At 63.0% G+C, this 20,250-nt stretch carries 21 protein-coding genes; 12 read left to right on the forward strand and 9 right to left on the reverse strand.

The window, feature by feature from the left end; all coding sequences use genetic code 11:
- Position 1: 1 nt before the first annotated feature.
- The 3 genes from purH to RAK1035_RS09335 form a co-directional block, all read right to left on the reverse strand.
- The gene (gene purH / locus RAK1035_RS09325) at positions 2-1,591 is read right to left on the reverse strand and encodes a bifunctional phosphoribosylaminoimidazolecarboxamide formyltransferase/IMP cyclohydrolase (RefSeq protein ID WP_008281843.1); all 1,590 of its coding nucleotides are present in this window, start codon (positions 1,589-1,591) and stop codon (positions 2-4) included.
- A 24-nt stretch (positions 1,592-1,615) separates the two neighbouring features.
- Complete coding sequence (locus RAK1035_RS09330; protein ID WP_008281844.1) at positions 1,616-3,370, reverse strand: heparinase II/III family protein; 1,755 nt, start codon at positions 3,368-3,370, stop codon at positions 1,616-1,618.
- 95 nt (positions 3,371-3,465) lie between these two features.
- Positions 3,466-4,734 carry an RsmB/NOP family class I SAM-dependent RNA methyltransferase gene (locus RAK1035_RS09335; protein ID WP_008281845.1) on the reverse strand — a complete coding sequence of 423 codons (1,269 nt, stop codon included), beginning with the start codon at positions 4,732-4,734 and terminating at the stop codon, positions 3,466-3,468.
- Between the two features lie 69 nt (positions 4,735-4,803).
- Here RAK1035_RS09335 and RAK1035_RS09340 point away from each other — a divergent pair, with 69 nt between their 5' ends.
- Entirely contained in the window at positions 4,804-4,995 is a 192-nt protein-coding gene (locus RAK1035_RS09340; RefSeq protein ID WP_008281846.1) for a DUF1674 domain-containing protein, read from the forward strand.
- A gap of 18 nt (positions 4,996-5,013) precedes the next feature.
- Here RAK1035_RS09340 and RAK1035_RS09345 read toward each other — a convergent pair whose 3' ends face one another.
- Positions 5,014-5,367, reverse strand: a complete 354-nt coding sequence (locus RAK1035_RS09345; RefSeq protein ID WP_008281847.1) for a hypothetical protein — start codon at positions 5,365-5,367, stop codon at positions 5,014-5,016.
- A gap of 58 nt (positions 5,368-5,425) precedes the next feature.
- Entirely contained in the window at positions 5,426-6,244 is an 819-nt protein-coding gene (gene dapB, locus RAK1035_RS09350; RefSeq protein WP_008281848.1) for a 4-hydroxy-tetrahydrodipicolinate reductase, read from the reverse strand.
- Between the two features lie 162 nt (positions 6,245-6,406).
- Between dapB and rbfA the strand changes: the two genes are divergently transcribed.
- From rbfA to RAK1035_RS09370, 4 genes are read left to right on the forward strand one after another with little or no spacing between them, the layout of a single operon-like run.
- Positions 6,407-6,802: a 30S ribosome-binding factor RbfA gene (gene rbfA / locus RAK1035_RS09355; protein WP_037298203.1), complete on the forward strand. Its 396-nt coding sequence runs from the start codon at positions 6,407-6,409 to the stop codon at positions 6,800-6,802.
- Positions 6,789-7,547 (forward strand): phosphodiester glycosidase family protein, encoded by a 759-nt coding sequence (locus RAK1035_RS09360; RefSeq protein WP_050775775.1) that lies wholly within the window; start codon positions 6,789-6,791, stop codon positions 7,545-7,547. The genes rbfA and RAK1035_RS09360 overlap by 14 nt, the downstream gene beginning before the upstream one ends.
- Positions 7,548-7,583: 36 nt before the next feature.
- Positions 7,584-8,489, forward strand: coding sequence for a tRNA pseudouridine(55) synthase TruB (gene truB / locus RAK1035_RS09365; protein WP_008281851.1), 906 nt, complete (start codon positions 7,584-7,586; stop codon positions 8,487-8,489).
- Positions 8,486-9,061 carry a DUF1643 domain-containing protein gene (locus RAK1035_RS09370; protein ID WP_008281852.1) on the forward strand — a complete coding sequence of 192 codons (576 nt, stop codon included), beginning with the start codon at positions 8,486-8,488 and terminating at the stop codon, positions 9,059-9,061. The genes truB and RAK1035_RS09370 overlap by 4 nt, the downstream gene beginning before the upstream one ends.
- Here RAK1035_RS09370 and RAK1035_RS09375 read toward each other — a convergent pair whose 3' ends face one another.
- Together RAK1035_RS09375 and RAK1035_RS09380 are read right to left on the reverse strand one after the other, a co-directional pair.
- Positions 9,062-9,694, reverse strand: coding sequence for an enoyl-CoA hydratase/isomerase family protein (locus tag RAK1035_RS09375; RefSeq protein WP_008281854.1), 633 nt, complete (start codon positions 9,692-9,694; stop codon positions 9,062-9,064). It abuts the gene before it with no gap.
- Positions 9,691-10,440 (reverse strand): SDR family oxidoreductase, encoded by a 750-nt coding sequence (locus RAK1035_RS09380; protein ID WP_008281855.1) that lies wholly within the window; start codon positions 10,438-10,440, stop codon positions 9,691-9,693. The genes RAK1035_RS09375 and RAK1035_RS09380 overlap by 4 nt, the downstream gene beginning before the upstream one ends.
- A gap of 130 nt (positions 10,441-10,570) precedes the next feature.
- Between RAK1035_RS09380 and RAK1035_RS09385 the strand changes: the two genes are divergently transcribed.
- From RAK1035_RS09385 to RAK1035_RS09400, 4 genes are all read left to right on the forward strand, one after another.
- Positions 10,571-12,091, forward strand: coding sequence for a DUF2125 domain-containing protein (locus RAK1035_RS09385; protein WP_008281856.1), 1,521 nt, complete (start codon positions 10,571-10,573; stop codon positions 12,089-12,091).
- A gap of 111 nt (positions 12,092-12,202) precedes the next feature.
- Positions 12,203-13,555 carry a TldD/PmbA family protein gene (locus RAK1035_RS09390; protein ID WP_008281857.1) on the forward strand — a complete coding sequence of 451 codons (1,353 nt, stop codon included), beginning with the start codon at positions 12,203-12,205 and terminating at the stop codon, positions 13,553-13,555.
- Positions 13,542-14,321, forward strand: a complete 780-nt coding sequence (locus RAK1035_RS09395; protein ID WP_008281858.1) for a 3'(2'),5'-bisphosphate nucleotidase CysQ — start codon at positions 13,542-13,544, stop codon at positions 14,319-14,321. Before RAK1035_RS09390 ends, RAK1035_RS09395 begins: the two co-directional genes overlap by 14 nt.
- Before the next feature lie 67 nt (positions 14,322-14,388).
- Positions 14,389-15,309 carry a DMT family transporter gene (locus tag RAK1035_RS09400; protein WP_008281859.1) on the forward strand — a complete coding sequence of 307 codons (921 nt, stop codon included), beginning with the start codon at positions 14,389-14,391 and terminating at the stop codon, positions 15,307-15,309.
- On the opposite strand, the gene RAK1035_RS09405 is transcribed toward RAK1035_RS09400, so the two are convergent.
- Entirely contained in the window at positions 15,248-16,066 is an 819-nt protein-coding gene (locus RAK1035_RS09405; RefSeq protein WP_008281860.1) for a glycosyltransferase, read from the reverse strand. The genes RAK1035_RS09400 and RAK1035_RS09405 overlap by 62 nt on opposite strands.
- Positions 16,067-16,081: 15 nt before the next feature.
- Positions 16,082-16,900, reverse strand: coding sequence for a putative rhamnosyl transferase (locus RAK1035_RS09410; RefSeq protein WP_037298103.1), 819 nt, complete (start codon positions 16,898-16,900; stop codon positions 16,082-16,084).
- A 329-nt stretch (positions 16,901-17,229) separates the two neighbouring features.
- Here RAK1035_RS09410 and rpsL point away from each other — a divergent pair, with 329 nt between their 5' ends.
- From rpsL to fusA, 3 genes are read left to right on the forward strand one after another with little or no spacing between them, the layout of a single operon-like run.
- Entirely contained in the window at positions 17,230-17,601 is a 372-nt protein-coding gene (gene rpsL, locus RAK1035_RS09415) for a 30S ribosomal protein S12 (protein ID WP_008281863.1), read from the forward strand.
- Positions 17,602-17,613: 12 nt separating this feature from the next.
- A complete protein-coding gene (gene rpsG / locus RAK1035_RS09420; RefSeq protein WP_008281864.1) occupies positions 17,614-18,084 on the forward strand; it encodes a 30S ribosomal protein S7 in 471 nt (156 codons plus the stop codon).
- Between the two features lie 20 nt (positions 18,085-18,104).
- Positions 18,105-20,228, forward strand: a complete 2,124-nt coding sequence (gene fusA / locus RAK1035_RS09425) for an elongation factor G (protein ID WP_008281865.1) — start codon at positions 18,105-18,107, stop codon at positions 20,226-20,228.
- Positions 20,229-20,250: the final 22 nt, after the last annotated feature.

The following is a 20,250-nucleotide window of genomic DNA, read 5'->3' on the forward strand; positions in this document are numbered from 1 at the left end:
GTCAGTGCCGGAAATGGCGCATGCCGGTGAAGACCATCGCCAACCCCGCCGCATCCGCCGCTGCAATCACCTCGTCGTCGCGCATCGAGCCGCCGGGCTGAATGATCGCGGTGGCACCCGCCTCTGCGGCGGTCATCAGGCCATCTGCAAAGGGAAAGAACGCATCCGAGGCCACGACGCTGCCTTGGGTCAGGGGGGCCGCCAGACCAAGGGTTTCGGCCATGTCCACCGCCTTGCGCGCAGCGATGCGGCAGCTATCGACCCGGCTCATCTGGCCTGCGCCCACGCCGACGGTGGCCTCATCCTTGACATAGACAATGGCGTTGGATTTGACGTGTTTCGCCACTTTCCACGCAAAGAGCAGATCCGCCAATTCGCGCGGGTCGGGCGCGCGTTTGGTCACGACCTTGAGGTCGCCTGCGGCGATATGGCCGGTATCCTTGTCCTGTACCAGATAGCCGCCGGACACCTGCTTGATCATCCGCCCCGCCGTGGCGGGATCAGCCAGCCCGTATGTCAAAAGGAGGCGCAGGTTTTTCTTCTTGGCGAAAATACTCATGGCACCGGCGTCGGCACCGGGGGCAATCACCACCTCGGTGAAAATTTCTGCAATCTCTTCTGCGGTGGCGGCATCCAGCGGCTGATTGAGCGCGATGATGCCGCCAAAGGCCGAGGTGCGATCGCAATCAAAGGCGTGTTTATAGGCCTCAAGCAGGGTCGCGCCACGCGCCACGCCGCAGGGGTTGGCGTGTTTGATAATGGCGCAGGCAGGGCCATCGGCCGGGGCGAATTCGCTTACCAGTTCAAAGGCCGCGTCTGTGTCGTTGATGTTGTTATAGCTCAGTTCCTTGCCCTGCACCTGCCGGGCGGTGGCCACGCCGGGCCGGTCCGAGCCATCGGTGTAAAAGGCTGCTGCCTGATGCGGGTTCTCGCCATAGCGCAGGGTTTGCGCCAGCGTGCCAGCAAAGGCGCGGCGGCGCGGCGCGGCATCTTCGATGGCCCCGGCCAGCCATGTGCTGACCGCTGCGTCATAGGCGGCGGTGCGGGCATAGGCGATTTGCGCCAGTCGTTGACGGAAGGCACGTGTGGTCTGGCCGTTATGCGCGTCCAGCTCTGCCAGAAGCGGCGCGTAATCGGCCACATCCACCACCACGGTGACAAAGCCGTGGTTCTTGGACGCGGCGCGGATCATCGCCGGGCCGCCGATGTCGATATTCTCGACGCAGTCCTCATAGTCGCCACCGCGGGCGACGGTTTCCTCGAACGGGTAGAGGTTGACGACCAAAAGGTCGATCGGACCAATCCCATGCGCCTGCATCGCGGCCTGATGCTCTGGATTGTCGCGCAGCGCCAAAAGGCCGCCATGCACCATCGGGTGCAGGGTTTTCACGCGCCCGTCCATCATCTCTGGAAAGCCTGTCACCTCGGCCACGTCACGCACCGCAAGACCGGCGTCGCGCAGCGCCTTGGCGGTGCCGCCAGTGGACAAGAGCTCGACCCCGCGCGCGGCCAGCGCTTGGCCAAGCTCGAGAAGCCCGGTCTTGTCGGAAACAGAAAGAAGGGCGCGGGTGATGGGCGCGTGATCGGTCATATCGGGCGGTCCTGCCTTGTCGGTTCACTCATCGGCCACGGGATCAAGCGCCTCCTCCTCGACATCGCGGATGCCGACCGGGGTATCTTGCGCCTTGGCCAGTGACCATCTCAGATGGGTCGCATAGTCCATCGCGCGACCGGATAAAACGATCTGTTTGGTCGCACGCGGTTTGAGGCGCGTTTTTTCAAGATACACACTCGGTTGCAAGGACAAAGCGGCGCGCGCGTCGCTGCGGAACACCCAAATTTCGCCGCTGCGCAGCGCCAGAGAGATGGCGGCCCCCCCCATATCGACCGAGGCATCTACATCCGGGTGCAAATGAAAGCGGATATCATAGGCAATGCCCTTCATGCGGGTCTCGTCTAGGGCGCGGTCAAAGCGGCGTTTGTCCGTCTCTTCGATGGCGAGCAGCATATCCTCACCCACCAGCGCGCGCCCGTCCAAGGTAAGGTCGAGTTGACGCACATGGGTAAGGCCATGACCGCGCAGATAGCCGTCCTGCGCCCCTTCAAAGCGCAGCCCGTCGGGGGCCTTGGTCAGGTTGACCGGCACATGGCGCGGCGCTTCGCTCAGCCAGTCGGGGTGGCGTTTGTCATTGCTCAATCGCGCGCTGGAGCCATTGGCCAGCACCAGCGTCGAATGCGAGGGCGTGGCCCGGCCTGCCCTTCGCCATTCTGGCCCAAAACTATGGCCTGAGCCGCAATTGACGATCAGCGGGCGTCGGCCCGAGGTCAGTTCCAACGCAAGGGTCGAGGCATGCGCCCCCGAGGACGCCGCGCCGGTGGGTGGCGGGGCCGCGTCGATGATCACGCTGGTGCGGCCCGCGCCAAGCCGCGCAAAGCCCATGGCGAACCCGTCCGTGCGCCGGGTCTTGACCCCGCTGGTGGCAAGCGCGCTGTCAAGCCGCCCTTCCAGCCCGCGCCCGCCGCCGTGAAATCGGGCCAGCCCGCCATCAGCATGGCGCAGGCTGCGCAGCGTGGGGGCGATCCGTTCTATGGCGCGCCAATGCGCCTCGCCTGCGGTCCTGCCGGATTCGCTGAGCGCCATGGCGGCCCATGTGAGCAGGGTAAAGACCTCTAGCAGCTCTTCTGGGTTGCGGGTGGGCACGCCGCCCTGCGCGTCGATCTGCGTCTCGCATTCTCGCGCCAGCGCCGTCAGCGCCGGATCGAGATGCGGGTGCATCCCCTCAAGCGACAATCCGGCATAGATCAACCCGGTCAGCGCCTCGAACCGAGGCAGACCGGGGCGGGCGGCCTGCCAGCGGCGGGCAAGAAAGGCGGTCTGCTGCGCCAAAGAGCGGTAAAAGGGGCCAGACGCCTGTGACGGCTGGCCGCTGAGCACGAAAAGCGCCTGACTGATCCAGCGAATCAGGCGGCGGCCAGTCAGATCCGGGGTCCAGCCCGGTCCGGTGCCGTTGCCGTAAAGGTCGATCCAAGCCCAGAGCCATTCTTGCGCGCGCGCCCGTGCCGCCGCATCGCCCGCCGCCGCCAGATCGTCGAGCCAGCCAAAGCCGTGCAGTTGCGCGGCAAAACCCGCGTCGGGCGGGTCAAGTTTCCAGATGAGCGTATCCGGGGCCTCTATGAGGTGCCCCGCAAAGACGAAATTTCCTGCGCACAGCTGACGGCCCCGCGCGAGATAGCCGATGCTGCGCGGTTCCGGCTGCGACAGAAAGGCGGTGGCAGGGCGGCTGAGCGCGGCGCGGCGTGCCGCCAGCCGGTTCAGCAGGCGCGACCAGCGCTCTGGCCAGCGTTCTGGCAAGGGATCGGATGTGGACATATGCCGTGCCTCTGGACGCTTCTCGCGGCGTTGATGAGCACACTATAGCGGTGGGGGGGAATCAAGTCACCGTTTCTTTGTTGGCTTTTCTGGCCTTAAAACCGGAGGCAGGCGATATAGAATCCATCCATTCCACCCAAGTCTGCCCAGTAATCGGGCCGCAGACGCAGCCCGCCTTCTTCGGTGATCCACGCGGGATCAATCCCCGGCTGCGCAAGGGCCGCGCGGTCTACTGTGAGGCCGGGATGACGCGCCAGCGCTTCCTCTACCTGACATTCGCCCTCGTCTGGCAAAAGCGAACAGGTGCAAAAGACAAGCCGCCCGCCGGGTTTCAGGAGGGTCAGCGCATGATCCAGCATCTCAGCCTGAAGGGTGATGAGCGCGCCAAAGTCTGAGCCGTCCTTGGCATGGGGCAGGTCGGGATGCCGCCGAATGGTGCCGGTCGCCGAACAGGGCGCGTCGAGCAGAATTGCGTCATAGGGTCCCCCCTGATGGGCGCGAGCATCCTCGACACGGCAGGTGGCCTCAAGCCCGGTGCGCGCAAGGTTTTCGGCGACACGCGCCATGCGGCGCTCTGACAGGTCCAGCGCTGTCACCTCGGCCCCTGCCGCGGCCAGTTGCAGCGTCTTGCCCCCCGGTGCGGCGCAGAGATCCAGCACTGTCTCGCCGGGCTGCGGAGCCAGAACCTGCACCGGCAGAGCGGCGGCAGCGTCCTGCACCCACCATGCGCCCTCGGCATAGCCGGGCAGGGCCGAGACCTGCCCCGGATCGCTGCGTCGCAGGGAACCCGTAGGCAAAAGCGTGGCACCCAGACGGTCTGCCCAGCCCTGCGGATCGGATTTCACGGTGATGTCGAGCGCTGCCCCGGCGAAATGTGCGCGTTCCATCGCGGTGACAGCCCCCTTGCCCCAAGCCTCGACCAATGGGCCACGTAGCCAATCGGGCAGGCCGGGCTGGCGCAGGTCGTTCCAACTGCGCGGGGCCTCTTCGGCCACTTTGCGCAGCACGGCGTTGACCAGCCCCTTGAGATTGGCATGACGCGGGCTCTGGCCGATAATGTCTACAGCGTCATTGACCACGCCATGCGACTCGCCGCCCTGTGCCAGCTCTACGGTTGCCAGACGCAGCACGTTCTGCACGGGCAGGGGAGGCCCCTTGCGCAGGTGACGCGACAAGAGGCGGTCGGCGCGCGCCAGCCCGCGCAATGTTTCGGAGGCCAGCCGTTGCGCGCGAGCGCGGTCGGCGGGGGCAAGCGGTTCAAGCGCGCCGCCCGCGATGAGATCGGACATAAGCCGCCCCTCGCCCAACACGCGGTCGAGCAGATGCGCCGCGGCGGAGCGGGCGGTGAGCTTGGGCTTTTTCATGGGCCATGTCCTTGGCGAAGGGTTGGCTGTGCGATATATCAGGGGGGTCTTGCCAAGGAAAGCCCGTCCATGACCGATGATACACAGACGCCGTCCCGTGATTTGCCCCCTGCAGCACAGCGTGCGCTTGCCGAAGCCGAGGCGCGGCGCAAAGCGGCCGAAGCACTGGACCTGCCACGCGAATTGGGCGGCCGGCGTGAAGGTTTGGAACCCGTGCGCTACGGCGATTGGGAGAAGAAGGGCCTTGCCATCGACTTTTGAGGGGGCTGGCGCGCGGCGTTATCTCAGGCTGAGGTCGGCAAATTGTCCAGCGCCCTGATCCGAGATGAAGCGCAGCGTGTTGCCCTGCACCCGCACGGCCTGACAGTTGGGGCCAAGATCCATGCTGCCCCAATAAAGATCACGGCAGAAATAATCTCCGTTCCAGCGCCATGCGCCGGTCACGTCGCGCCCAAAGGCACGGCCTTTGATCTGGCCATCTGAGGTCACGTTCAAGGTGATGCCGAACCGCGTTAGATCGCGCCCCTCGATCAGAGAAACGAAGCGGTCGCGTTTTGTCACCGGGGCAAAGCCCTCTGCCATGGCAGGGGCGGCAAGGCCGAGGATCAAAAGAACAGCAAGGGCAACACGCATCGGGACACCATAGCCAAGTTGGTTTCTAAGGTGGTTACGCAGGAGTGCCGGGATCGGATCAGTTATCGCCGAGGCCCAGAACGTCGATCATGTCATAGCTACCCGGTTTGCGCCCCAGCCCCCAGAGTGCGGCCTTGAGCGCGCCACGCGCAAATATCGCGCGATCGGTGGCGATGTGGCGCAGGACGATCCGCTCGCCCGCCGCTGCAAAGATCACGTCATGCTCGCCCACGATGTCGCCGCCGCGAATGGCGGAAAAGCCGATATGCCCGCGCGTGCGTTTGCCGGTGATGCCGTCGCGGGCGCGGTCGCTGGCCCGCTCGAGCGCCACCCCGCGCCCCTCTGCCGCCGCTTCGCCCAGCATGAGCGCCGTGCCCGAGGGTGCATCGACCTTTTGATTGTGATGCGCCTCGACGATCTCGATATCGAAATCCTCGTCCAAGGCCGCTGCCACGCGCTTGGTCAGTTGGGTAAGCAGGTTGACACCAAGGCTCATGTTGCCCGCGCGAATAATGACCGCATGGCGCGCGGCGGCGTCCAGCTTCGGCAAGTGCTCTGCCTCAAACCCGGTTGTGCCGATCACGTGCACGACCCGCGCCTGAGCTGCCAGAATGGCGAATTCCAGTGTGGCGGCAGGCGCGGTAAAGTCGATCACCGCATGGGCGCGCGCGATTGCCTCGAGCGGGTCATCGGTCACTGTGACGCCGATCTCGGCCCCGCCCATGGCGCGGCCCACATCCTGCCCGATCCAATCGTGTCCGGGTCGCTCCAACGCGCCGATCAGCTGCGCGCGCGGGCTCTCAGCCAGCGTGCGGATCAGCATCTGGCCCATACGGCCCGAGGCCCCTGTGATCACGATGCCCGGCAGGTCGGTCATTGGTGGCTCCTTGGTGGTGATTGCGGGCCTGCATAGCGCGCCGGGCTTGAAGCGGCAAGGGCGCGGGTGACGGCACGGTCTGGGCAGGAGTATTTCAGCCAAGAAGAAGCTGGGCGGATTTCTCTGCTTGGAAATGCTGGTCCAAGCGATTAGATGCGGGGCATGGCAAAGAACAAGTTTCATGATGGGCCCGGCCCTTCGCAACGGCAGCTTCGCGTGGGCGAGTTGATCCGCAGGACGCTGTCCGAGGTGCTGATGCGCGGCGACATCCACGATCCCGACCTCAACCGTATTTCGGTGACGGTGGGCGAGGTGCGCACCTCGTCGGATCTGAAGATCGCGACGGCCTATGTGATGCCGTTGGGGGGCGAGGGGCAAGACGATCTGATCGCGCTCCTTGCGCGCAACAAGAACGAGTTGCGGCGCATGATCGGCAAGAAGGTGGGGCTGAAATACGCGCCCGATCTGCGGTTTCGGCTGGACGAGACCTTTGACCAGATGGATGAGACGCGACGCCTCTTTGATCAAGATACGGTGCGTCGGGATGTGGAAGGCTAGGCTCGGTCTTTTGCTTGTGGCGGTGTTCGGCTCTGGCGCAGGGCAGGCCGCAGAGTGCCGTGCCGAACGGTTCGAGGGCGAAAGCTATACCGTTTGCGCAGTGGACATGGTGCGCGATGACCTTCGGCTTTTTCTAAACAGCGCCGAGTCCGGCACGCCGCTGGGCAGCTTTGGAGCAATTGAAGGCAAGCTGAAGGCCGAGGGCAAAACGCTGGTCTTTGCGATGAATGCAGGGATGTACCACGCAGATCGCAGCCCGGTGGGGCTGTATGTGGAGGCGGGCCAAGAGATGCGCGGCCTTGTCACCCGCGATGGCCCCGGCAATTTCGGGCTGTTGCCCAATGGGGTGTTTTGCATCCGTGATGGCCGCGCCGATGTGATCGAGACCCTGCGGTTTGCGCGCGAGCGTCCGCACTGTCGTGATGCCAGCCAATCGGGTCCGATGCTGGTGATTGATGGCGCGCTGCATCCGCGGTTTCTGGTGGAAAGCGACAGCCGCTATATCCGCAACGGGGTAGGCACGTCGGAAGACGGGCGGCGGGCCTGGTTCGTGATCTCTGACCGGGCGGTGAATTTTCACACATTCGGGCGATTTTTTCGCGATCACCTGAGAGTGCGCCAAGCGCTTTACTTTGATGGCAAGGTATCGCGTCTGTTCGCGCCGGGATTGGGGCGCTCTGACATCGGCTTTCCTCTGGGGCCGATGGTGGGCGCGGTGATTGACGCGGATGCTGCGGTGGATTAGGCGCTGCTGGCTTAGGCAACAGGCAAAGGGCCGGGCATGGCACGCAAACGCAAAGGGCGCGAGATTTCGGGGTGGCTGGTGGTGGACAAGCCCGCTGGCATGACCTCGACCGCCGTGGTCAACAAGGTGAAATGGGCGTTGCAGGCGCAAAAGGCGGGCCATGCCGGCACGCTCGACCCTGAGGCGACGGGGGTTTTGGCCGTAGCGCTTGGCGAGGCGACCAAGACGGTGCCCTATATCACCGACGCGCTCAAGGCCTATACGTTTTGCGTGCGATTGGGGCAGGCGACCAACACCGATGACACCGAGGGCGAGGTGATCGCCGAGAGCGACCGCCGTCCCACGGATGAGGACATCAAGGCGCTGCTTGGTAGCTTTGTCGGGGATGTGATGCAGGTGCCGCCGAAGTATTCCGCCGTCAAGATTGACGGGCAACGCGCCTATAAGTTGGCGCGTGAGGGCGAAGAATTCGAAGTGGCAGCGCGGCCTCTGTGGGTTGAGGAATTGCTGCTCGTGGACCGGCCTGATGCGGATCATGCGGTGTTGGAAATGACCTGTGGCAAGGGCGGTTATGTGCGCTCGGTGGCACGGGATCTGGGCGAGAAGCTGGGTTGTTTCGGCCATGTGGCGTGGTTGCGGCGCGTCTGGTCGGGCCCGTTCGAGGCCGAGGATGGGTTGAGCATCGAGGACATCGACAAGCTGGCGCACACGCCGGAGTTGGAGGCGCATGTACGCCCGCTTGAAGAGGGGCTCGCGGATGTGCCCATGGTTGCGGCCACGCCCGAGGGCGCGGCGCGCCTGCGCAATGGCAACCCCGGCATGGTGATCGCGCAGGGCATTGAATATGGCGACGAATGCTGGGCCGCGATTGACGGCAAGGCTGTGGCTGTCGGGCGCTACAAGGCGGGGGAACTGCATCCTAGCCGGGTGTTTAATCAATGAGTGGGACTGCCCCCGATCATCTGCATGATCCGGGCGGCAAGGTGCGCTTGCGCCTGCCTGACGGGGTGGTCGGCGGGGCGGAATACTCGGCCTGCGGGCGGTATCGGCAGGTTTTGAGCCGCGATTGGACGGCTGACGGGGTGGCCCCGCGACGGGTGCTATTCGTGGGGATGAACCCGTCAGTCGCGAGCGCCGAGGTCTCTGATCCGACCTGTCATCGAGAAGTGATGTTCGCCAAGGATTGGGGATACTCGTTTTATTTCAAGGGCAACATGCTGGATTGGCGGGCGACCTCGCCCAAAGACCTGCCACGTGATCCCAATGAGGCGTGCAGCGAAGCGAATATCCCGGCACTGGTGGCAATGGCGGAGCAATGCGAAGTGGTTGTGCTGGCGTTTGGGAAACTTCACGCGCGGTATCAAGGGGTTGTGCGGCAGGCCCTGTGCGAGATTGCCGCGACGGGCAAGCCGCTGATGTGTCTTGGGTTGAACAAGGACGGATCGGCCAAACATCCGCTTTACCTGCGCAAGGATACACGGCTCAGGCCATTTCCTATGCCTGTGGTCGGGTGATCAGACCATCACGCGACACATCGCCTTGAGGGTGGTTGCATGGGCGGCTGAGGCGGAGAGGGCTGGTGCGGCCAATTCCTGCGCGGCTGCCAATACGCCGTCGCGCGGGACCACGCGGTCGAAAAAGCCCCAGCCGAGCGCCTCTTCCGTGCTGAGCCGCGCCCCGGCCAAAAGGATCATCCGGGCGCGCGCCGGACCGATCAGGGCGGCAAGGCGGGCCGGGTCGCTGGGTTGCGGCAGAAATCCCAGTTTCATCACCGGATAGAATGCGCCCGCGCCTTCGGCGGCGATACGGATGTCACAGGCGAGCGCCATGCCCATGGCCCCGCCTGCGACCGTACCGTTGAGTGCGGCGATGCTGAGGCCGGGCAGGGCCGCGATAGCGCCTGAAAGGCGTTCCCAAACCGGGCTGGTGGCAAGGCCGCTATGCACGGCCTCAAGATCGGCCCCGGCGGAAAACACCCGGCCTGCGCCGGTCAGGATCAATACGCGGGCCGCTTGCGCGGCTTCGGCGATTTCGGCCAAGTCGGTCAGCATCGCTTCGGTCAGGGCATTGGCCTTGTCCGGGCGGTTGAGGATGGCAATCCAAAGCCCGCCGTCGCGTTCGAGCGTGACCAGAGGGGCCGTGGTCATACCAGGCCGACCCGGCGGCGGATGGCCTCGTCACGCAAGGAAATCTCTTGTCCTGCAAACTCAGCGGCATCAGGGCTGCACATCCACAAAAGGGCACGGGCGGGCCAGTCGGCGGGGATATGTATGGACCAGTCCAATTGACTGACGGGATTCACGCCGCTGGCCTTGATCTCGCGCTGCATGTCGGTGGCGACGGTGCCGGGCGAGAGACCCATGATGCGCACACCAGCGGATGCGGCCTCAAGATCCGCGCAGCGGGTGAGCATCGCGGCCCCGGCCTTGGAGGCGCAATAGGCGCTCCATCCCTCGAGCGGGCTATGGGCTGCCCCAGAGCTGACGGTCAGGATGCTGCCCGAGCCGCGCGTGATCATGCCGGGCAGGGCCGCGCGCATGCCGTTGAACACGCCCTTGAGGTTGATGTCGATGGCGCGCGCCCATGCTTCTGGGTCGGCCTCTGACAGGCTGGTGATCGGCTCGATCACGCCTGCATTGTTGATGAGCACATCCAACTGACCAAAGGCCGTGTGGCAGGCGGCGACGGCGGCCTCCATTTCCCAGTAGCGGCTGACATCGCAGGGGATGGCGATGGCCGAAGGGCCAATTTCGCCGGCCAGTTCGGCAATCGCCTCGGCGTTGCGCGCGACCAGTGCCACCTGCGCGCCCGCAGCGGCAAAAACCCGCGCAGCGGCGGCACCGATCCCTTTGCTGGCGCCGGTGATGAGAACGCATTTGCCTTGCATATCCATAGTATTCCCCTTCATCAGTGCCCCCGTCCTAACGCCGGGGTGGGCCAAGTTCCAGTCAGATCATCCCTTGACCATGATGCCGGGACAACCGAAGTTGTCGGTAACTCCGATTTTCAAAAAGGTGCTCTCGATGTCCTATATGCGCACGCTTGCCGCTTCTACCTCTGTTCTTTGCCTGTCGGCGACAGCTGGATTTGCTGATCTAACCGCCGCCGAAGTCTGGCAGGATTGGCAGAGCTATCTGGAAAGCAATGGCTATACCGTGACGGCCCAGACCGCGCAGGCGGGCGACACGCTGACGATCCGCGATCTGGCGATGCGGTTGGCCGTCCCCGAAGAGGGCGGCACGGTCGAGCTGCGCATGGGAGAGATGCAACTGGTCGAGCAAGGCGACGGATCGGTGGCCGTGATCCTGCCCGAGGTCATGCCGATTGCGATGGACCTCAAGGACGAGACCGGCGAGCAGGTGGCGATCACGATGCAGGTTGCGCAAAAAGGCATGGAAATGGTCGTGACGGGGGACCCAAGCGCCATGACCTATGACTATGCGGCGCAAGAGGTGGCCTTTTCGCTCAATGATGCCGTTGCCGGGGCGGATACGCTTGAAATTGGCATTGCCGAGGTCCGCATGGCCGATATGGCGGGGCGGCATCAGAGCGTGCTGGACGGGGGCATGCGCGCCGTCACACAAGAGCTGACGGCTGGTCCAGTGGTCTATGAGATTGATTTCACCGACACCGAGGAAGGTGGGCGCGCCGAAATTCAAGGCACGATGGCGCGGCTGAGCATGACCGGGGATGGCGATATGGTCGATGGCGTTGACACCACCGACATGGCGGCGGCCTTGCGCGCCGGGTTTCGGGTGGACAGCCTAATCGACTATGAAGAGGGGAACACGGCCTACACGCTGACCAGTGAGGACGGGGTTGTCGAGGGAACGCAAAGTTCGCAAGGCGGTCAGCTGCGCGTGGGTATGGGGCCGGACGGCTTGCTCTATGGCGGCGAGGGGCGCGACGTGCGCATGGCCTTGGAGGGCAGCGCGATGCCATTTCCGGTGACGGCCGAAATGGCGCGGATGGGGTTCAACCTATTGATGCCTGTGTCCAAGAGCGACGAAACGCAGGATTTCGCCTTGGGGCTGGAATTCGGCGGGTTTACCATGGCCGACTCGCTTTGGGCGATGTTCGATCCGGCTGCGCAGCTGCCGCGCGATCCCGCGACGATCAATGTCGACCTGTCGGGTAAGGGCCGGCTCTTTTTCGATCTGCTGGACCCGGAACAGATGACCAAGCTTGAGGAAAGCGACGAGGTGCCGGGCGAGGTTGAAAGCCTTGTTCTGAATGACCTGACGGTGGAGCTTGCGGGTGCCAAGCTGACCGGGGCAGGGGCGTTTACCTTTGATCAGTCGGACTTGACCAGCTTTGACGGGGTGCCCGCACCGGAAGGCGCGATTGATCTGCGTTTGGTCGGGGGCAATGGTCTGCTGGATACGCTGATCGGCATGGGTTTTGTGGCCGAGGATCAGGCGATGATGGTGCGGATGATGGCCGGCATGTTTGCGCGCACGGGGGCGGGCGAGGATGAGCTGACCTCGCGCATCGAAGTGACCGAGGACGGGCAGGTTCTGGCCAACGGTCAGCGTCTGAAATAACGCGAAAATTATCGCACAGAGGGGCCACGGGCGCAGGCGCGTGGCCCTTTTGCTTGGACGCGGGCTTGCGCGTGGGGGGGCGGCGGTCTACCTCAGGGCGGCAACAAGGAGATGCCCATGGCGAAAGCGCTCGATGAATTGACCCACGCGCTGATTGATGCGGCGCTGAAGGCGGGGGCAGAGTCTGCGGATGCGATAGCCCTGCGCGGGCAGTCGATCACAATCGACATGCGCGGTGGCACGCTAGAGCAGGCAGAGCGGGCCGAGGGCGTGGACATCGGTTTGCGGGTCTTGATCGGGGGCCGGCAGGCGACGGTTTCAGCCTCGGATACCGGGGCCATGACGATTGCGGCCTTGGCCGAACGGGCGGTGGCGATGGCACGGGAAGCCCCGGTTGATCCCTATGCCGGGCTGGCCGATGCGGGGCAGCTGGCGAAAGATTGGGATGTGGCGGCGCTGGAACTGTGTGATCCGGCACCCGAGCCTGCGCCCGATGCCTTGGCACGGATGGCACAGGAGGCAGAGGCGGCGGCCTTGGCGGTTGATGGTGTGACGCAGGTGCAATCCGCGACGGCAGGTTACAGCCACCGCGCGGTGCATATTGCGGCAAGCAACGGGTTTTCGGGTGGCTATGCCCGCAGCGATACCGGCCTCTCTTGCGTGGCGATAGCGGGGACAGGCACCGGTATGGAGCGCGATTATGATGGCGATAGCCGGATTTTCGCCAGCGATTTACGGGATGCGGCGGAGATCGGGCAAAGGGCCGGTCTGCGCGCGGTGGAGCGTCTGGGCGCGCGCCGTCCGCGCACCGGGGCCTATCCGGTGCTGTTTGACGAGCGCATTTCTGGCACGTTGATCGGGCATCTCTTGGCTGCGGCGAATGGCGCGTCGGTGGCGCGGGGGTCGTCATGGCTGCGGGGGCGGTTGGGCGAGCAGGTGCTGCCCAAGGCGCTCTCGGTGATGGAAGACCCGCACCGTACGCGCGTAAGCGGGTCGCGCCCGTTTGATGCCGAGGGGTTGCCGACCGCCAAGCGGGCGATTGTGCAGGACGGCATGCTGATGGGCTGGACGCTTGATCTGGCCAATGCGCGCAAGCTGGGGATGCAGAGCAGCGCCAATGCCACGCGCGGCACATCCTCTGCGCCCTCGCCGGGGACGTGGAACATCGCTCTCACGCAGGGCGCGCAGAGCCGCGATGATCTGATCCGCGCGATGGGAACGGGCCTGTTGGTCACGTCGATGATCGGCTCGACGATCAATCCCAACACCGGCGATTATTCGCGGGGGGCGGCGGGGTTTTGGGTTGAGAATGGTGAGATTGCCTATTCGGTCAATGAATGCACGATCGCGGGCAGTCTGCCAGAGATGTTGCGCCGCCTGATTCCGGCCAATGACGCGCGCACGCATTTGGGGCGGGTTGTGCCATCGCTGTTGATCGAGGGGCTGACGCTTGCCGGGGAATGACCTCGCACTCTTGATCGAGGCTGCGCGTGAGGCGGGCCGGATCGCGACCGCCTATGTCGGTGGGCCATTAGAGGTGCAGGACAAGGCCGGGGGGGCAGGCCCGGTGACGGCGGCGGATCTCGCAGTCAATGCGATGCTGGCGGAGCAATTGCGCAGCGCACGGCCCGGCTATGGTTGGTTGTCGGAAGAGAGCGAGGATACGACCGCACGATTGGCGGCGGATCGGGTGTTCATTGTCGATCCCATCGACGGCACGCGCAGTTTCATTGAAGGCAATCACAATTGGGCGCATTCGCTCGCTGTGGCGCAGGGCGGTGTGGTGGTGGCCGCCGCGATCTATCTGCCGATGCGCGATAAACTCTATGCCGCGGCTGCGGGTGAGGGGGCCACGTTGAATGGTCTGCCGATCCGGGCCACGGGCCGGGCCGATCTGGTGGGGGCGTCTATCCTGGCCTCCAAGCCGAATTATGCGCCCGAGCATTGGCGTGATGGCCGCGTGCCCGAGGTGGCGCGCGCCTTTCGGCCGTCTTTGGCCTATCGCCTCAGCCTTGTGGCGGAGGGGCGCTATGATGCGATGATGACGCTGCGCCCGTCCTGGGAATGGGATATCGCGGCGGGCGATCTGATTTTGCGCGAGGCAGGCGCGATGACCTCCGACCGCCGCGCCGCACCGCTGCGGTTCAACAATCCGGTGCCGATGGTGGATGGTGTTTTGGCCGCGAACCCGGTGCTGCACGGAGCTTTGCACGCCGCATTGGCGGGGTGATGCCCCTTGCACCCAGCGGCGATCCACGTCTAATGCGCAGGCGACAGGATCAAAAAACAGGCACATCATGCCCCGCTCCGACAATCTGACCGGCGCCCTCTTGATGATGGGTTCTATGGCGGCGTTTACGCTGAACGACGCCATGATCAAGGCGTTGGCCGGGCAGGTGCCGCTGTTTCAGGTGATGTTCCTGCGCGGATTGGTGACGACGATCCTGGTCGCGTTGATTGCCTGGAAGATGGGCGCGCTCAAGCGGCATTTGCCGCGCGAGGACTGGGGGCCGGTGTTCTGGCGCATGGTGGGCGAGATCGGATCGGCCTATTTCTTTGTCACAGCGCTTTATCACATGCCGCTGGCCAATATCAGCGCGATCATGCAGGCCCTGCCGCTGACGCTGACGCTGGCTGCCGCGCTCTTTTTCCGCGAGCCGGTGGGTTGGCGGCGGATGGCCGCGATCATGGCGGGGTTCATCGGCGTCATGCTGATCGTGCGGCCGGGAACCGAAGGGTTCAACATCTATTCGGTTTATGGATTGGCGGCGGTGGCCTTTGTCACGCTGCGCGATCTGGCAACGCGGCGGTTATCGCGTGATGTGCCCTCTATGCTGGTGACGCTGTTCAATTCGTTCTTCATCATGGCCTTTTTCGGTCTGGGAAGCCTGACCGGAGAATGGGTGGCGTTGGATGGTCGGGCCGCTCTTTTGATTTGCGGTGCCGCGGTGATGATTATTGGCGGCTATCTGTTTTCGATCATGGTGATGCGCGTGGGCGAGATCAGTTTTGTGGCCCCGTTCCGCTATACCAGCCTGATCTGGGCGCTGATCCTCGGCTGGCTGGCCTTTGGAGACTGGCCGCAGACCTTGACCTTGGTCGGGGCCGGAATCGTGGTGGCGAGTGGTCTTTTCACCCTCTACCGCGAGGCGCAGATCAGCCGACGGGCCAAGGCGGATTTGAAAAGACAGCTTTCACTTGGTCCTCGTCCACGTTGAACTGAGACTTGAAGAACGCCGCTTCGCGTGCGTCGATCGGATGCATCGGGCCGGTCTGGTATTTGGCATGCGAGTCGTTGTCGCTATGTTTGGCCCGCAAGTACATATGCGGGCCGGGCTGGATCAGCGTGGGCATATCAAAATGCAGCTTGTGATGGCCGAAGTTCATAACGGTCAGCGGATCACCGGGGCGAAACAATACCGCAAGGCCACAGGCCCAAAAGGGTGCCTGAAGCTCTTCGGCGATGATCCCGCGGTCTGAGAGGGTGACGGAATAGCCCCGGTTATAGTCAATGGCCAAATGCCGCCAGCTCTTGCGCATGGTGCGGGTGTGTTTCTCGAACCAGCGCAGGCTGCGCACAAAGCTGAGGCCGACCGCGTCGTCATCATCCAGGCGAAATTGCATGGAAAGGTCTGTATCCTCGCCCAGTTCTTCCTTGATCGCCAGTTGCATGGCGAGGCGATGCTTCATCGGTTCGCTTTCGATGATCTTGATCTGGGGCACCGGGGCGGTCAGGTCATGCAGCCGGTCCAGGTAGGGTTTCGGCATGTTCTGCCCGATCATCACCAGGAAGGTGAAATCGGGGTTCTGTTGGGCGGCAATCGAGGGCAGGGTGAGGCATTCGAAATGGCGAAAGCGCAGCTCCATCCGGGCGGGGGCATAGAGATAGGCCTCGCGCTCTTTGACAGTGTCATGCATGCGTTTGAACCCGCCCAAGGCGGGATAGGAAAACCGGCAGATTCCGATCACGCGCATGCCCTGTCCTGACCTCTAGCGAAAGCTGGCGCGGACGTTGTCCGCATCAATATGAAACTGTGCGCGAAAGAGTGCTTCGCCCTCGGCATCCAACAGCGACAGTTTGGGCATTCTGACCCCCTCTTTCTGGCGCGAGTCGTTATAGCCGTTATGCCCGCGCACGAACATCGGTTCCTCTGGCCAAGAAAGCGTGGGCACATTCTGCCAGAGGCGGGCGTGGGAATAGTTCATGATTGTATGACGCACACCGGGGCGCACCGAAAGGGCAAGGGCCGGTGTCCACATGTGCTGAAACGTGGCCGAGGCCAGAATTCCATCGGGCGTGGGCGTTGCGACAAATCCATTGACGAAATCAATCGCGACGTGGCGATTGCTGCGCAAAAGCCCACGTGCGTTGGTGGCCAGTTTGCGCAGCCGTTCGACAAAATGCACAGAAACCGCATCGTCATCATCCATGCGGAATTGCAGCGATGGCAAATCGCTGTCGATAAGGGCCTCGTTGATGACCTCTCGCATCACGTCGCGGTGGCGCCCCGGGGCACGGACGATGACGCGCGCCTGTGGCAGGCCGCTGAGATTGTCCATCAGGCGGGCGTGGTCCTGACGCGGCATATTGGGGCCGATGACCACCAGTAGGGTGAATTCCGGATCGCTCTGTGCGCGCAGGGGCGGCAGGGTGAACTGCTCAAACAGGCGAAAGCGTTCCTGCATCCGTTCGGGGGCGTAAAGATAGGCCTCACGCTCGGCGGTTTCAGTATGTTCGACCTGAAATCCGCCAAGGGCTGGATAGGAAAACCGGCACAGGCCGATCACCTGCGAATTTGCATTTTCCATCCTGCCCTGCATGCTTTAGACTGCCGCTATCGACTGTGGCATTGGCCTGCTGTGAACGCAAGTCTGGACCTGTTGACAACCCCCGCGACTCCCCCTATACGCGCCCCATCCATGGCTGAGGGGGTCGCCCCGTCGCCTGTATCAGAACTGTAGTGGTCAAGATCCGGGCGAATGCGCCCCGATCCTCTGGAAACCCACCGCGTCGGACCCGATTGATAGGGTGCGATTGCGGTCTTTGCGTATTGCGGACGCGTGATTCGCTTTTGATTAACCGCATGGGGCTGGTCCTTGTGCAGACACATGTGTTGAGAGACGGGGAAATAACCGGAATGCCAACGATCCAACAGCTGATCCGCAAGCCGCGGCAGCCGAAAGTCAGAACCACCAAGTCACAGCATCTTCAGGGCTGCCCGCAAAAGCGTGGCGTCTGTACGCGCGTCTATACGACGACGCCGAAGAAGCCGAACTCGGCCATGCGTAAGGTTGCCAAGGTGCGCCTGACCAACGGCTTTGAGGTCATCAGCTATATTCCCGGCGAGAGCCACAACCTTCAGGAGCACTCTGTGGTTCTGATCCGTGGCGGCCGTGTAAAAGACCTTCCCGGTGTGCGTTACCACATCCTGCGCGGCGTTCTCGATACGCAAGGCGTCAAGGATCGTAAGCAGCGCCGTTCGAAATATGGCGCGAAGCGTCCGAAGTAAGAGGAATCACAGATGTCTCGTCGTCACGCCGCAGAAAAACGCGAAGTCCTGCCCGATGCCAAGTATGGTGATCGGGTTCTGACCAAGTTCATGAACAACCTGATGATCGACGGTAAGAAATCCGTCGCCGAAACGATCGTCTACAACGCGCTCGAGCGCGTCGAAGGCAAGATCAAGCGCGCCCCCGTGGAAGTGTTCCACGAAGCGCTCGACAACATCAAACCGTCGGTCGAAGTGCGCTCGCGCCGCGTCGGTGGTGCCACCTATCAGGTGCCCGTCGAAGTTCGCCCCGAGCGTCGTGAAGCACTGGCGATCCGCTGGCTGATCAACGCGTCGCGCTCGCGCAACGAGAACACGATGGAAGAGCGTCTGGCAGGCGAACTGCTTGATGCAGTCCAGAGCCGCGGTTCGGCCGTGAAAAAGCGCGAAGACACCCACAAGATGGCAGACGCAAACAAAGCGTTCAGCCACTACCGCTGGTAAACCTCAGAGGCATTTGAATCATGGCACGCGACTATCCCCTCCAGCGTTACCGGAATTTCGGGATCATGGCCCACATCGATGCGGGCAAGACCACGACCACCGAGCGCATTCTGTTCTACACCGGCAAGTCCCACAAAATCGGCGAAGTCCACGACGGCGCCGCAACGATGGACTGGATGGAGCAGGAGCAGGAACGCGGTATCACCATTACTTCGGCTGCGACCACGACCTTCTGGCAGCGTCAGGAAGACCCGGGCGCAGAGGGTGCGTCGGATACCAAGTACCGCTTCAACATCATCGACACCCCCGGCCACGTCGACTTTACCATTGAAGTCGAGCGTTCGCTGGCGGTTCTCGATGGCGCGATCTGTCTTTTGGACGGGAACGCCGGTGTCGAGCCGCAGACCGAAACCGTGTGGCGTCAGGCTGACCGCTACAAGGTGCCGCGTCTCGTGTTCGTCAACAAGATGGACAAGATCGGCGCTGACTTCTTCAACTGCGTCAAGATGATCAAGGACCGCACCGGGGCTATCCCCGCGCCTGTGGCTCTGCCGATCGGTGCCGAAGATCAACTCGAAGGCATCATCGACCTGATCAAGATGGAAGAATGGGTCTGGAAGGGCGAAGATCTGGGCGCGTCCTGGGTTCGCCAGCCGATCCGTGACGACCTCAAGGATATGGCCGACGAATGGCGTGCCAACCTGATCGAAGTCGCTGTCGAAATGGACGACGACGCGATGGAAGGGTATCTTGAAGGCAAAGAGCCCGATGAGGCAACGCTGCGTTCGCTGATCCGCAAGGGCACGCTGTCTCTCAGCTTTGTTCCCGTTCTGGTTGGCTCTGCCTTCAAGAACAAGGGCGTGCAGCCGCTTCTGAATGCCGTGATCGACTTCTTGCCGTCGCCGCTCGACGTTCCTCCGTATATGGGCTTTAGCCCGGATGACGAGACCGAGACCCGTAACATCGCGCGCCATGCCGACGATGCAGAGCCGTTCTCGGCACTCGCGTTCAAGATCATGAACGACCCGTTCGTGGGATCGCTGACCTTTACCCGGATTTACTCGGGTCAAATGAAAAAAGGTGACGCGATGCTCAATTCGACCAAGGGCAAGAAAGAGCGCGTTGGCCGGATGATGATGATGCATGCCATCAACCGCGAAGAGATCGAAGAGGCGTTTGCAGGCGACATTATCGCTCTGGCCGGTCTGAAAGAGACCACCACGGGTGACACGCTCTGCGATCCGACCAAGCCGGTTGTTCTGGAAACCATGACCTTCCCCGATCCGGTTATCGAGATCGCGGTTGAACCCAAAACCAAAGGCGACCAAGAGAAAATGTCGGCGGGTCTGGCCCGTCTGGCGGCAGAAGACCCCTCCTTCCGCGTCGAGACCGATATTGAATCCGGTCAGACGATCATGAAGGGCATGGGCGAACTGCATCTCGACATTCTGGTTGACCGTCTGCGTCGCGAGTTCAAGGTTGAGGCCAATATCGGTGCGCCGCAAGTGGCTTACCGTGAGACCATCAGCCATATGGTCGAGCATACCTACACCCACAAGAAACAGTCGGGTGGTTCGGGTCAGTTCGCCGAGGTCAAGCTGGTCATCACGCCGACAGAACCGGGCGAAGGCTTTAGCTTTGAAAGCAAGATCGTTGGCGGTGCCGTGCCCAAGGAATATATCCCGGGTGTTGAAAAGGGTATCCGTTCGGTGATGGACAGCGGCCCGCTCGCTGGCTTTCCGGTGATCGACTTCAAGGTCGCGCTGATCGACGGCAAGTATCACGACGTGGACTCTTCGGTCATGGCGTTCGAGATTGCTGGCCGGATGGGCATGCGCGAAGGTCTCAAGAAGGCCGGTGCCAAGCTGCTCGAGCCGGTTATGAAGGTCGAAGTCGTGACGCCCGAGGAATATACCGGCAACGTCATCGGCGATCTTACGTCGCGGCGTGGGCAGGTTTCGGGTCAGGAGCAGCGCGGCAACGCGATTGCGATCAATGCAAACGTGCCGCTGGCCAATATGTTCGGCTATATCAACACGCTGCGCTCGATGTCTTCGGGACGCGCCCAGTTCACCATGCAATTCTCGCATTATGAGCCGGTTCCGCACAACATCTCTGAAGAGATCCAGAAGAAATACGCATAACGGCGGTGGGCAATTTGCCCAC

Origin of the sequence: Roseovarius sp. AK1035 (assembly GCF_003288315.1) — a bacterium.
In the GTDB taxonomy this organism is placed as follows: domain Bacteria; phylum Pseudomonadota; class Alphaproteobacteria; order Rhodobacterales; family Rhodobacteraceae; genus Roseovarius; species Roseovarius mucosus_A.

Coding starts and splice junctions, on each gene's coding strand:
- purH (WP_008281843.1), bottom strand. CDS start 1,591: ATGACCGATCACGCGCCCATCACCCGCGCCCTTCTTTCTGTTTCCGAC.
- RAK1035_RS09330 (WP_008281844.1), bottom strand. CDS start 3,370: ATGTCCACATCCGATCCCTTGCCAGAACGCTGGCCAGAGCGCTGGTCG.
- RAK1035_RS09335 (WP_008281845.1), bottom strand. CDS start 4,734: ATGAAAAAGCCCAAGCTCACCGCCCGCTCCGCCGCGGCGCATCTGCTC.
- RAK1035_RS09340 (WP_008281846.1), top strand. CDS start 4,804: ATGACCGATGATACACAGACGCCGTCCCGTGATTTGCCCCCTGCAGCA.
- RAK1035_RS09345 (WP_008281847.1), bottom strand. CDS start 5,367: ATGCGTGTTGCCCTTGCTGTTCTTTTGATCCTCGGCCTTGCCGCCCCT.
- dapB (WP_008281848.1), bottom strand. CDS start 6,244: ATGACCGACCTGCCGGGCATCGTGATCACAGGGGCCTCGGGCCGTATG.
- rbfA (WP_037298203.1), top strand. CDS start 6,407: ATGGCAAAGAACAAGTTTCATGATGGGCCCGGCCCTTCGCAACGGCAG.
- RAK1035_RS09360 (WP_050775775.1), top strand. CDS start 6,789: ATGTGGAAGGCTAGGCTCGGTCTTTTGCTTGTGGCGGTGTTCGGCTCT.
- truB (WP_008281851.1), top strand. CDS start 7,584: ATGGCACGCAAACGCAAAGGGCGCGAGATTTCGGGGTGGCTGGTGGTG.
- RAK1035_RS09370 (WP_008281852.1), top strand. CDS start 8,486: ATGAGTGGGACTGCCCCCGATCATCTGCATGATCCGGGCGGCAAGGTG.
- RAK1035_RS09375 (WP_008281854.1), bottom strand. CDS start 9,694: ATGACCACGGCCCCTCTGGTCACGCTCGAACGCGACGGCGGGCTTTGG.
- RAK1035_RS09380 (WP_008281855.1), bottom strand. CDS start 10,440: ATGGATATGCAAGGCAAATGCGTTCTCATCACCGGCGCCAGCAAAGGG.
- RAK1035_RS09385 (WP_008281856.1), top strand. CDS start 10,571: ATGTCCTATATGCGCACGCTTGCCGCTTCTACCTCTGTTCTTTGCCTG.
- RAK1035_RS09390 (WP_008281857.1), top strand. CDS start 12,203: ATGCCCATGGCGAAAGCGCTCGATGAATTGACCCACGCGCTGATTGAT.
- RAK1035_RS09400 (WP_008281859.1), top strand. CDS start 14,389: ATGCCCCGCTCCGACAATCTGACCGGCGCCCTCTTGATGATGGGTTCT.
- RAK1035_RS09405 (WP_008281860.1), bottom strand. CDS start 16,066: ATGCGCGTGATCGGAATCTGCCGGTTTTCCTATCCCGCCTTGGGCGGG.
- RAK1035_RS09410 (WP_037298103.1), bottom strand. CDS start 16,900: ATGGAAAATGCAAATTCGCAGGTGATCGGCCTGTGCCGGTTTTCCTAT.
- rpsL (WP_008281863.1), top strand. CDS start 17,230: ATGCCAACGATCCAACAGCTGATCCGCAAGCCGCGGCAGCCGAAAGTC.
- rpsG (WP_008281864.1), top strand. CDS start 17,614: ATGTCTCGTCGTCACGCCGCAGAAAAACGCGAAGTCCTGCCCGATGCC.
- fusA (WP_008281865.1), top strand. CDS start 18,105: ATGGCACGCGACTATCCCCTCCAGCGTTACCGGAATTTCGGGATCATG.